The following is a 12025-nucleotide window of genomic DNA, read 5'->3' on the forward strand; positions in this document are numbered from 1 at the left end:
CGTGTCACCCGTGTTTGGCCGTACCCGCATCGGCCGAAGCCGGGTCGGGATATAGGCCGCGCACGTCATCGCGCAGACCTTTGCGCGAGTTCTCGCGGGTATAGAACATATGTCCGCCCGGGTAGACTTTGAGTCGGACCCGGTTCGGATCGCCGAAGGGCGGGATCTGGTCGATGATCATGCGGCTGGCCATATAGGGCGTCACCAGATCGGTGGCGCCGTGCACGATCAGCATTTTCAGGCTCTTATCGAGCGCCAGCGCCTTGCGCAGATCTTCGCTCGCATCGGCCGCGTTGCCGCCGCCGAACGCCGACTGGTTCCATTCCCACTTCTGGTTCACTTCGCCGTTCAGCACGCGGTACGGCGCTTCGACTTTCCAGTTCAGGACGTTCGAGGTGTAGTCGACGATCGCACTCGTCACCGGCGCCACCGCGCCTTGCAGGATCGGGTCACCCCAATTCTGTTCCGCCGATGACGGGTACGGATCGTAAGCGGTGACGCTGGCGTCGTAGCGGCTGCCGATCTCGCCTTTGTCGCGACGGAACTCACGCACGAAGGTGCTGTTGTCGATGCGCGCGCCCAACCGTTTGACTAAGGCTGGATCCAACCCGGTGAGCTTGGTGACTTTGTCGCTCATCCGGTCGACTGCGGTCAGATCCTGCCGGCCGCGCATCAGATCGACGAGATAGTCGGTCATTGCGTATTTCTCGGCGTCGGCAAGCTGATCGACCTGCACGTCCTTGCCGGTCGTCTTTTCCATCGCCGCCGCAGCCATCGCAGGCAAGGTCGCAACATAGGCGAACGGCGTGTTGCGCGTGCCGCGCCACAGCGCGAAATCGATGACGGGCGAAATCACCACGACGCCCTGCACGCCGACGCCTTCGACGGTTTGCAGATGCGACGCGATGCGCGGCGCGCGGAAGCCACCGTAGGATTCGCCGGCGAGATATTTCGGCGACTGCAGGCGCTGATATTTCGACAGCCACAGCGCGATGAATTTCGACATCGAGTCGATGTCCTGGCGCACGCCCCAGAAGGCTTTCTTGTTTTCGTCGGTGTCCTGCGCCGGACGCGACCAGCCGGTGCCGATCGGATCGATGAAGACGATGTCGGTGAAGTCGAGCCAGGTTTCCTGGTTGTCGATCAGCGCCGGCGATTTCGACGGCACGTCACCGTCATTGCCGAACGCGAGACGCTTGGGTCCCAACACGCCGAGATGCAGCCACGCGCTGGCCGAACCCGGTCCACCGTTGAACGCGAAGGTGATCGGACGTTTGGATGGCGACTTGCCGTCGACGAGATAGGCGACGAAGCCCATGTCGCCGCGACGCTGACCCTTCTCGTCGCGCATCGTCATCGCGCCGGCGATCGCGGTGTATTTGATCACTTTGCCGCCGACCGTGACCTGGCCGGTGGTGCGCGAGTCCGCAGGCAGCGCCGGCGTCTCGTCTTTCTTCGCTGCGGCTGCAGCAGCGTCCGGCTTGGGTGCTTCCTGCGCCACCGCGCCGAATGCAAGCAACACAGTGAGCAAGGTCAGGATCGTCTTCATCGCCAGCGCTCCCAGATCTTTGTGGTTCAGGTCGCGGCTTTCTTTTCCCAGCCGCGCGGGCCTTGCTGCCAATAGGTCAGCGCATGCCCGTCCGTTTTCCAAGCCGTCCAACGGCTGCGCGCAGCCGCCACTGCTTCTTCGTCATTGCCGTCGAACAAGTCACACAAGACCGCCCAGCCATCGACTTTGGCGCAGGTGGCACCATCGGCCAGCACCAGCATATCGGCGCTGTTGGGATTCTCGTCGACCGTGGTGAGCCAGATCGGCTGCCGGTCGGCTTCGCCATCGGATGCGGTGCCGTGCGCGAGAAAGCTTTCCGGCCTGTAGGTCCAAAGCTGCGTGTCGAGCGACGCGACGCGTTCGGCCGAGCCCAGCTTGACCACGATCCGGTGGCCACGCTCGCGCGCTTTTTCCAGTAGGACCGGAAGCAACTCGTCCAAGGTCGCGCGCTGCAGATGGTAGAAGCGAATGTCGGTCACGGCTTCAAACACCGTTTGAGAAACTCGATCGCGCGCAACCGTTCGCCGGTTTTGAGATTGGGGTCGCTCAACATGTGCGTGCCCGGCAGCAAGGTCAGTTCGTGCGGCCGGTTGGCGGCCAGCAGCGCCTGCTGCAGCTTCAACGAATGCTGGAAATAGACATTGTCGTCGGTGACGCCGTGTTCGATCAGCAGCGGCTTTTCCAGCTTGGCCGCATAGGTCAGCGCCGAGCCCTTGTCGTACGCAGCCTTGTCCTGCGGCAGCAGGCCCATATAGCGCTCGGTGTAGAACGTGTCGTAATCGCGCCAGTCGACCACCGGCGCACCGGCGACGGCGCAGGAAAACACGTCGGGCCGCTGCAACACCGCCATCACCGAGAAATAGCCGCCGAACGACCAGCCGATCGGTGCGACGCGCGTCATGTCCATTTCGGGATGTTTGCCGGCCAGAAACCGCAGTGCGAAAATCTGATCACGCAATGGCGCACCGATCATGTCGCCTTGATAGGCGCGCAGCCAATCGCGCGAACCGCCCGGCGTGCCGTGATTGTCGGCCAACGCAACGATGAAGCCTTGATCGGCCATCCATTGTTGTTCGCGATAGAGCGACGGGCGCAACACCACTTGTTTGTGATGCGGACCACCATAGACCGACAAAATGATCGGGTAGCGTTTGGTCGGATCGAAATCGCGCGGGTAGACCAGCGCGGCGTCATAGTCACCGGCTTTCTCGAAGGTGATTTCCGGCAGCTTCGGCGCTGTCTCGGTTCGTTCGGTCAGCGTGACGTTGCCGCCGCCTGCAAGCGCACGTGCATAGACGCTGCGCACGCCGCTCGCCGTTTCCTTGGCGTCGACGAACCAGCCGGCATTGACGCGCACCTGGTGCACGCCGGGCTCGCCGTCGATCGCAACCGGAAGCGCTCCATCCAACGTGCCGCGATAGAACAACGTCGCACGCAGGTCGCTGCCGCCGGTGAAGGTGAAGCTGCCGCCCGCGGCGTCGACCGAGGTCACACGCACGTCGCCGAAATTCGCCGGCGTCAGCGCGCGCAGAAACGAACCGTCGGCACCGCGCAGCTCGACGCGTTTCGACCCGTCGCGATCGCTGGCCCACAAGAACCGTCCGTCGGGCAGAAAGAACGGCAGCTCTTTCGATCCGTCGAGTTCGATCCAGGCATCGTCATGTTCGCTGAGCAACACCGACGACTTGCCGGTCTTGGCGTCGACGCTCAACAGCTGCGCGTCTTTCTGGTCGCGCGACATGACAGCAATCGCAACCTTGCCCGGTGCGATCCAGGTGACGCGCGTCAGATAGGGAAAACGTTTCGTGTCCCAATGCGCCCACACGACTTTGCCACCGACCACCGACACGATGCCTACCGCAACGTCGGCATTGGCGCCGCCCGGGCGCGGATAGCGTTGTTCGACCGGCGCGCGTTCGGGACGTAACGGGTCGCCAATCCAGCGACGTTCGACTTTCGATACGTCAGCGCGTTCGAACGCGATCTGCTTGCCGTCGGGCGACCACCAGAAGCCGCGGCTGCGATCCATCTCTTCTTGTGCGACGAATTCCGCCAGACCGTTGGTGACGGTCGCGGTCGCGCCGCTGGTGAGCTTGCGCGGCTTCCCCTTGCCCACCACCGGCAGCACGAACAACTCGCCGCCTTTTACCGCCGCGATCTGCTTGCCGTCCGCGCTCAGACGCGGATCGATCCAGCCTTCGCCGGGCAAAGCGCGCACCGCACCGCTAGTGCGATCAACCGTGTACAGCCTGCCCGAGAAAGGCAGCACGATGGTGCGTGCGTCGTCGCTCAGCAGAAAATCGGTCAGGCCCGAGAACGAGATGCGCTGGCGTTCGCGGCGCGACTTTTCCTGTTCGGACAGAACTTCGTTGGCGCCCGCAAGCAACGACTGGGCGCTGGCGATTTCGCGCTCGCCGCCGCCGACCTTTTGCTCATAGAGCGCCAGCTTGGCGTCGCGCGGACCGCCGCGCAGAAACAGGATCGCGTCGCCGGTCGGAACCGGCTTGACGACGCGGCCCAACGTCCAGCCGCGCGTCGCCGCAAGGTCGCGAAAGAACGCGGCAGGATCCTCCGCCGCGCTTGCGGGAAGAGTCACCGCCAACGCGCCAAACAGCGCCGTGAAAAGACGAAGCTGGCGCATTGGCAGTGAATTCATCCGGTGCTCAGCGTTCGAATTTATTCGCGACCCAATCGTTGAGCAGGCGCACGCCGTAGGCCGTGGCGCCCTTTGGCGACAGCGGCTTGTCTTTCGGCAGGAACGTCGTGCCGGCGATGTCGAGATGCGCCCACGGCACGCCATTGACGAAGCGCGCCAGGAATTGGCCGCCGATCGACGAACCTGCATGGCGTTCGCCGGCAATGTTCTTCATGTCGGCAACGTCGCAATCGATCATCTTGTCGAACGCATCCGACAGCGGCAGACGCCACAACAACTCGCCGGTGCGCGTGCCCGCGGCCAGCAATTCGTCGGCGAGCTTGTCGTCGTTCGCCATCAAGCCCGCATATTCGGTGCCGAGCGCGATCAGCACCGCGCCGGTCAAGGTCGCGAGATCGATCATCATCGACGGCTTGAAACGGTTCTGCGTGTACCAAAGCGCGTCGGCCAGCACGAGGCGGCCTTCGGCGTCGGTATTGAGCACTTCGATCGTCTGGCCCGACATCGACGTCACCACGTCACCGGGACGCTGCGCATTGGCGTCGGGCATGTTTTCGACCAGGCCGATCACGCCGATCGCGTCGACCTTGGCCTTGCGGCCGGCCAGCGCCGCCATCAGGCCGGTCACCACGCCGGCGCCGCCCATATCCCACTTCATGTCCCACATGCCGGCGCCCGGCTTCAGCGAGATGCCGCCCGAGTCGAACGTCACGCCTTTGCCGATGAAGGCGACTGGCTTGTTCTTTTTGGTGCGCGCGGTTCCGCCAGCGCCGTTCCATTGCATCACGACAAGCTGCGGTTCCTGCACCGAGCCTTGTGCAACGCCGAGCAGCGCGCCCATGCCCAGCTTCTTCATTTCCTTTTCGCCGAGGATCTCGACCTTCACGCCGAGCGGCGTGAGCGCAGCTTTGGCGCGCGCGGCGAAGCTCTTCGGATAGAGAACGTTCGGCGGCTCGGTCACCAGATCGCGAGTCAGGAAAATACCGTCGGCAACAGCGGCGTGCGCGGCGTATGACTTTTTCGCGACGGCCGATTTGGCGACCGCGATTTCAATCGCCTGCGGCGACGGGCGATCGTCTTTCTTCTTCGCCGACTTGTACTTTTCGAACTTGTACGAACGCAGCTTGAAGCCGAACGCGAACGATGCGGCGGCTTCGGGCGACGGGAATGGCAGCGCGATCGTCGCCTTGGTGACATGGGCCGACGCGAGCGTCGCGTAGGTCTTGCCCCCCAGATTGGTCCAAGCGCCGTTGTCGATGTCTTTGCCGCCCAGTCCGATCAGCACGACGCGATCGAGCTTCAGCCCACCGGTCGGTGCGGTGAGAGTCAGCGTCTCGTCTTTTTTGCCTTTGAAGCCCGCGACCAGAATGGCGCGGCCAAGCGCGCCACCGGCTGCGCGATCGAGCGCTGCGGCCTGTCCCGACGGGACTGCATCAGCAAGGCCCAGCACGACCGTACCGGAAATGGGCAGGGTCGGTTCGACAAACGAGATCTTCATGCCAGTCCCTACATGGAAAAGCGGTTTGCAGCCGAAAAAGCGGGCTCGCGACATCTGCCAGCGCAATCGCTGTGGCGCACGGTCCCACCTGGTTGTCCGCCCAAGAACGATGCCGTAGCTTCGCCTGTCAAGGCAGTGACGACTGCCAAAACCCTGCATCCCAGATGACCACCGCCGCCCTCAACGCCGACAGCTCCGGATCGAATTTGTCCGGCTCGAATACGGGTGCGCCGCAACCGCCGTCCGTGCAGGTGCGGCGTGCCGATCCGTTCGGTCTGATCGCACGCTATTTGTTTCGCAATCTTGCGCTGTCGACGTTGCTGCTGACCGCCGGCCTGTCCTTCGCCATCTGGCTGACCCAGTCGCTGAAATTCCTCGAGCTCGCGGTCAACGGCGCCACCGGCTTGCGCCTGTTCCTGACCATCGTGATCTTGACCCTGCCCAGCTCGATCGCGGTGATCCTGCCCATCGCGCTGCTGCTGGTGGTGTTGTTCATCTACAACAAGCTGACGATGGAATCGGAACTGATCGTGCTGCGCGCAGCCGGTCTGTCGCACTGGTCGCTGGCACGGCCCGCCGCAGTGCTGGGCGTCATCGTCGCGATCTCGGTGTTCATTCTGAACGCATGGGTCGCGCCTAACGCCAACCGCACGGTCAAAAACATTCTCGAAGCGGTGCGTTCGGGTTATGGCGCGGTGTTGTTGCGCGACGGCGTGTTCAACACCTTGTCGGAACGCCTCACCGTCTATGTCGGCAAGCGCCAGGCCAATGGCGAGTTGCTGAATCTGGTGATCCACCAGGAACCGGCTGACGCGCGCGCCATGACGTTCTTCTGCAAGCGCGGCGTGCTGGTCGACGATCCGCGACCGCGCATGCTGGTTTATGAATGCACGCGCAGCGACATCGACGCCGTCTCGGGCCGCGTCAACACGCTGACCTTCGATCGCTATGCGGTCGATATCGATCTGGTGCAGGAACAGACGACCGAACGTTTCCGTGAAGCATCGGAACGAACGCTGTTCGAATTGTTCGACGTCGGAAACGACGAAGACGTGCGACTGGAACCGCGCATCAAACGCCTGTTTCTGGCCGAAGCGCATGCGCGCCTGTCGAGCCCGTTTTACGCCCTCGCCTTCTGCGGCATCGCCGTCGCTGCGATGTTGTCGGGTGCCTATGACCGCCGCGGTCAGTTGCGGCGCATTCTGTTCGCCAGCCTGATTGCGCTAGCGGTGCAAGCCTGCGCCATGAGCCTGTCGAATCTGGCGCGCATCAGCGTGCTTGCGGTGCCGCTTCTCTATCTCTGCGCCGCGTTGCCGGTGGTTGCCGGCGTGATGCTGTTGCATCGGGGCAATGGCGGCCGGCTGGGTCCATTCGAGCGGTTCTTTCCGCGCAAAAAGGCGACGCCGGAATGAATCTGTCTCCCACCGTCGCACGCTATGTCAGCCGCCAGTTCATCCTGCATTTCGCAGCGATGATCACAGTGCTGCTGACCATCGTCTATCTGGTCGATTCGCTCGAACTGCTGCGCCGCGCATCCAAGCGCCCGGACATCACGGTTGGATCGATTTTCCAGATGTCGATCCTGAAATTACCGCTGACGGGACAAGAACTGTTCCCGTTCGCGGTGTTGTTCGCGGCGATGTACACGTTCTGGCGTCTGACCCGCACGAGCGAGCTGGTGGTGCTGCGTTCGGTCGGCGTGTCGGCGTGGCAGTTTTTGATGCCGGCGCTGCTCGGCGCGTTTGCGATCGGCTTGGTCAAAGTCGCGCTGATCAACCCCGCCGGTTCGGTGTTGATCCAGCAATATGAGCGGCTCGACAACCAGTTCCTGCGCGGCAAGACCAGCGCGGTGAATTTGTCGGCGCAGGGTCTGTGGTTGCGCCAGGTCGAAGACGATCGCCCCACCATCATCCATGCGCGGTCGGTGCAGGGCGATTGGGAGCTGAAAGACGTCATCGTCTTTTTCTTCGACAAGGACCGCCGCTTCACCGGGCGACTCGACGGCCCGGCGGCCAAGCTCGATCACGGCAAATGGATTGTGCGCGAAGGCACGCTGTCGCGGCTTGCGATCGACGGCACCTCGGCGCAGAGCCGCGTGCACGACTATGCGATCCCGACCGACCTCACGCGCGACGAGATCGAGGACAGTTTCTCGTCCCCCGACTCGCTGTCCTTCTGGTCGATGCCGCGATTCATCCAGACGATGGAATCGACCGGCTTCTCAGCCACGCGCCTGAAACTCCACTACCAAAGCCTGCTGGCCCAGCCGCTGCTGTTCGCCGGGCTGGTCCTGGTCGCCGCGGCCGCATCGCTGGGGCCGCTGCGGCGCCACGGCGCACTTAAGATGATGGGCGTGGGCGTATTGGCCGCCTTTGCGTTGTTCTTCCTCAACAACGTGATCCGCGCGCTGGGCCTCAGCGAGACGATCCCGGTGCCTCTGGCGGCCTGGGCCCCGGCCCTGATTGCGACGATCGGGGGATTCGCCACCCTTCTGTATCTGGAAGATGGCTGATTTCCCGCAGGGGCTGCGGGCAACTGCCGGAAATTCCGAGAGAATTCCGCCCTAAAACCGCTCTGAACTTGCCCTCCTATCGCGGCTCTGCCATGAGAACCGCGGCCATGACTTCCCGGAATTTCCTTGCCGCTGCCTTCGGGTTCGCGCTGATCGCCGCGCCGCTTTTCGGCGCCCTGTCTCAAGACGCTTGGGCTGCTACTCCCCGCGAGCGTGAGCGCCTGCGCGTCCAGGCCTCGAACGCGAGTGGCGACGACGATGTCGGCACCTTTACGCTGGGCGGCAAAATCGCCGCCGTGGTGAATGAGGACGCGATTTCGGTCGAAGATCTCGACGCCCGTCTCAAGCTGGCGCTGATCTCGTCGCAGCTGCCCGACAATCCGGAAGTCAAAGCGCGCCTGAAGCCGCAGGTGCTGCGCAACCTGATTGAAGAACAGCTCGAAGTGCAGGAGGCCAAGCGCCTCAACATTCGCGTCGAACGCAGCGAAGTCGATCAAGCGATCGAAAACGTCGCCAAAGCGAACGGCATGACCCGCGAGCAGTTCGAAGGCCGGTTCAAACAGTCGGGCATTCCGCTCGGCACGCTGCGCAACCAGGCGCTGGCGCAGATCGCCTGGGCCAAGGTGATCCAGAAGCAGATCCGTCCGCGCGTCGACATCAACCAGGAAGAAGTCGACGACACGTACGAGAAGCTGCGCCAGAACGCGGGCAAGCCGCAGTATCTGATGGCCGAGATCTATCTCGCCGTCGACAACCCGAGCCAAGAAGCGTCGGTGCAATCGACCGCCACGCGTCTGGTCGACGAAATCAAGCGCGGTGCGAATTTCGGTGCCGTCGCGCGCCAGTTCTCGCAATCGGCCGACGCTGCCAACGGCGGCGATCTGGGTTGGGTGCAGGAAGGCCAGCTGGGCGAAGAGATCGACAAGACGATCCGCGAAATGCGCCCGGGCATTCTGTCGGCGCCCGTTCGTGCGCCCGACGGCTATCACATTCTCTACATGCGCGACCGCGGTACCGTGTTGGGTGCGAATGAAGGCGGCCCGCGCGAACAGCAAGGCCCGTCGCCGAACGACCGGTTGGTGTTGAAGCAGATCCTGCTGCCGCCGCCGCAGAGCCAGGCCGAAGCCGACAAGCTGATCCCGCAGATCAAGCACCTGATCGAAACCGTGCAAGGCTGCGCCGCGATCGACGAGCGTGCCAAGACCGACAAGTTGTCGGGCACGCTGGGCAACAACATCCGCCTGCGCGATCTGCCGCCGCAAGTGCAGCAGGCCGTCGCGAGCGTACCGGAAGGCCGTTTGTCGACGCCGTTGCAGACACCGGCTGGCATCGCGTTGCTGATGGTGTGCAAGCGCATCTCGGGTACGCCGGAGAACGTGCAGCAGACCGTCGTGCAGACCGCGCCGAAGACGCCGCAGATGCCGTCGAAAGATCAGGTGCTGAACCAGATCGGTCTGCAGCGTCTGGAACTGCAGGCACGCCGCTACCTGCGCGACCTGCGCGCCCAGGCCTTCGTCGACGTTCGAGTCTAAATCACCGCCATGACCAAGCCGCTCGCGCTCACGATGGGCGAGCCGGCCGGTGTCGGCGGCGAAATCGCGATCAAGGCTTGGGCTTCGAAAGAAGCACCGCCCTTCCTGCTGATTGACGTGCCCGATCGCATTCGTGCGATGGGCGCACCGGTCGAAGCCATTGCTTCGCCGGCCGACGCGATCGCCGTGTTCGATCGCGCACTGCCGGTCTTGCCGCTGCAGGCGCTGGTGCAGGCGACGCCGGGCAAACCCGATCCCGCCAACGGACTTGCGGTCATCGCGTCGATCGAACGTGCGGTGCGGCTGTGCCTGTCCGGCGACGTCGCTGCAGTCGTCACCAACCCGATCCAGAAATCCGTGCTCTACGCCGCCGGATTCAAACATCCGGGCCACACCGAATTCCTCGCCGAACTGGCCGGCGGCGCGCGCGTCGAAATGATGCTGGCCGTCCCCGAGCTGCGCGTCGTGCCGGTGACAATTCACCTGTCGCTCAAAGATGCGATCGCGCAATTGTCGACCGATCGCATTGTCGAAGCGGCGCGCACCACCGCAGCATCGCTCAGCCAAGATTTCGGTATCGCCAAGCCGCGCCTTGCGATCGCAGGTCTCAACCCGCACGCGGGTGAAGGCGGCGCGATGGGACGCGAAGAGATCGAAATGGTGCAGCCCGCCATCGACATGTTGCGCAGCGACGGCATCGACGTCACCGGCCCGTTGCCGCCCGACACGATGTTCGCCAGCCACACGCGCACGCGCTACGACGCCGCGATCTGCCTCTATCACGACCAGGCGCTGATTCCGATCAAGACGCTCGACTTCGCGCGCGGCGTGAACGTGACGTTGGGCCTGCCCTTCGTACGGACCTCGCCCGATCACGGCACTGCGCTCGACATTGCGGGCAAGGGCGTCGCCGACGCGACCAGCCTGATCGAAGCATTGAAGCTGGCGCGCGTGATGGCGGATCACCGCACCCGATGAGCCTCGCCAATCTGCCGCCGTTGCGCGACGTCATTCGCGCGCACGGGCTCGATGCCAAAAAGACTCTCGGGCAGCATTTCCTGCTCGACCTCAACATCACCGCCAAAATTGCGCGCGGCGCGGGCGAGATGGACGGCGTCACCGCGATCGAGATCGGTCCCGGCCCCGGTGGCCTGACGCGCGCGCTGCTCGACACGCCGGCCAAGCGCGTGGTTGCGATTGAGCGCGACGATCGCGCCGTCGCCGCGCTGCAAGGCTTGGTCGAAGCCAGCGACGGACGGCTGACGGTGATCGGCGCCGACGCGCTTGCGACCGACGTCGTTGCAATCGCCGACGCACCGCGCGCCATTGTTGCCAACCTGCCCTACAATGTCGCGACGCCGTTGTTGCTGGGCTGGCTCGAACGCGCCGACGAGTTCGAACATCTGACCCTGATGTTCCAGAAAGAAGTCGCCGACCGTCTGGTCGCGGTGCCGCGCACCAAAGCCTATGGGCGCCTGTCGGTGATGACGCAGTGGCGCATGACGGCGAAAATTCTGTTCGACCTGCCTGCCAGCGCCTTCACGCCGCCGCCCAAAGTCGTGTCGAGCGTGGTGCGGCTGGTGCCAAAACCGCTCGACGAAATTCCGTTCAACGTGATGGAGCGCATTGTCGCCGCTGCTTTCGGCCAGCGCCGCAAGATGCTGCGCCAGTCGCTGAAAAGCGTGACCCCGAACGTTGAAGCGTGGCTGGGCCGCGCCGACATTCTGCCGACGTCGCGCGCCGAGGAATTGGACACGGACGCCTTCGTGCGTCTCGCACGCGCCCTGAAGACATGATGCGCACGATCTCGATCGCACTCGCCATCTCGCTGCTGGCCGCCGCCGCCGTCGCACATGACACCAAGCATGGAAGCTTGCATCTCGTGCATCCGCACGCCGCCCCGGTCGAAGAAGGCGGCACGTGCGAGCTGACTTTGACGATCTCGAATAGCGGCGGCGCCGATCAGTTGCTGGCAATCGAAACCGAGATTGCGCGCGTCGAACTGGCGCCGACCAAGATCCCGGCCAAGGCAAAGAACCTGGTCGTGCACGCCAAGCTGCTGGGCGCCCGCCGGACCTACAATGACAGCGAAATGGTGCCCGCCACCTTCGTGTTCGCGAAGGCAGGACGCATCGCCGAAGAGATTATGATCGACCGGTAACGGTCCCGACAAAATTTACCCGCACCGTGAATAGCGGACGGCGAAACGTCTCTAACTAAGAAGGGACGGTTTCGCCCGAGGCTTCGCGATCCATCCCGTTCGCCGCCGCCGCATCTT

The 12025-nt window shown here is 63.7% G+C and carries 10 protein-coding genes; 6 read left to right on the forward strand and 4 right to left on the reverse strand.

Annotation, left to right across the window (positions count from 1 at the left end; translation table 11 throughout):
- Nucleotides 1-4: 4 nt before the first annotated feature.
- From TMPK1_RS08515 to TMPK1_RS08530, 4 genes are read right to left on the reverse strand one after another with little or no spacing between them, the layout of a single operon-like run.
- Nucleotides 5-1549, reverse strand: coding sequence for a S10 family peptidase (locus TMPK1_RS08515; protein WP_420242552.1), 1545 nt, complete (start codon nucleotides 1547-1549; stop codon nucleotides 5-7).
- Between the two features lie 26 nt (nucleotides 1550-1575).
- Nucleotides 1576-2040: a DNA polymerase III subunit chi gene (locus TMPK1_RS08520; protein ID WP_420242553.1), complete on the reverse strand. Its 465-nt coding sequence runs from the start codon at nucleotides 2038-2040 to the stop codon at nucleotides 1576-1578.
- On the reverse strand, nucleotides 2025-4205 hold the full coding sequence (locus TMPK1_RS08525) for a S9 family peptidase (RefSeq protein WP_420242554.1): 2181 nt from the start codon (nucleotides 4203-4205) through the stop codon (nucleotides 2025-2027). Before TMPK1_RS08525 ends, TMPK1_RS08520 begins: the two co-directional genes overlap by 16 nt.
- 7 nt (nucleotides 4206-4212) lie before the next feature.
- The gene (locus tag TMPK1_RS08530; RefSeq protein WP_420242555.1) at nucleotides 4213-5703 is read right to left on the reverse strand and encodes a leucyl aminopeptidase; all 1491 of its coding nucleotides are present in this window, start codon (nucleotides 5701-5703) and stop codon (nucleotides 4213-4215) included.
- 164 nt (nucleotides 5704-5867) lie between these two features.
- Here TMPK1_RS08530 and TMPK1_RS08535 point away from each other — a divergent pair, with 164 nt between their 5' ends.
- The 6 genes from TMPK1_RS08535 to TMPK1_RS08560 all read left to right on the forward strand — a co-directional run bounded on the left by TMPK1_RS08535 (nucleotide 5868) and on the right by TMPK1_RS08560 (nucleotide 11908).
- Entirely contained in the window at nucleotides 5868-7115 is a 1248-nt protein-coding gene (locus tag TMPK1_RS08535) for an LptF/LptG family permease (protein ID WP_420242556.1), read from the forward strand.
- Nucleotides 7112-8215 carry an LPS export ABC transporter permease LptG gene (lptG, locus tag TMPK1_RS08540; protein ID WP_420242557.1) on the forward strand — a complete coding sequence of 368 codons (1104 nt, stop codon included), beginning with the start codon at nucleotides 7112-7114 and terminating at the stop codon, nucleotides 8213-8215. The genes TMPK1_RS08535 and lptG overlap by 4 nt, the downstream gene beginning before the upstream one ends.
- Nucleotides 8216-8322: 107 nt before the next feature.
- The gene (locus tag TMPK1_RS08545) at nucleotides 8323-9747 is read left to right on the forward strand and encodes a peptidylprolyl isomerase (RefSeq protein WP_420242558.1); all 1425 of its coding nucleotides are present in this window, start codon (nucleotides 8323-8325) and stop codon (nucleotides 9745-9747) included.
- 9 nt (nucleotides 9748-9756) lie between these two features.
- Nucleotides 9757-10725: a 4-hydroxythreonine-4-phosphate dehydrogenase PdxA gene (pdxA, locus tag TMPK1_RS08550; protein ID WP_420242559.1), complete on the forward strand. Its 969-nt coding sequence runs from the start codon at nucleotides 9757-9759 to the stop codon at nucleotides 10723-10725.
- Nucleotides 10722-11543: a 16S rRNA (adenine(1518)-N(6)/adenine(1519)-N(6))-dimethyltransferase RsmA gene (gene rsmA / locus TMPK1_RS08555; protein WP_420242560.1), complete on the forward strand. Its 822-nt coding sequence runs from the start codon at nucleotides 10722-10724 to the stop codon at nucleotides 11541-11543. The genes pdxA and rsmA overlap by 4 nt, the downstream gene beginning before the upstream one ends.
- On the forward strand, nucleotides 11540-11908 hold the full coding sequence (locus TMPK1_RS08560; RefSeq protein ID WP_420242561.1) for a hypothetical protein: 369 nt from the start codon (nucleotides 11540-11542) through the stop codon (nucleotides 11906-11908). Before rsmA ends, TMPK1_RS08560 begins: the two co-directional genes overlap by 4 nt.
- Nucleotides 11909-12025: the final 117 nt, after the last annotated feature.

The sequence above is a fragment of the Roseiterribacter gracilis genome (assembly GCA_018332375.1).
In the GTDB taxonomy this organism is placed as follows: domain Bacteria; phylum Pseudomonadota; class Alphaproteobacteria; order BOG-932; family Roseiterribacteraceae; genus Roseiterribacter; species Roseiterribacter gracilis.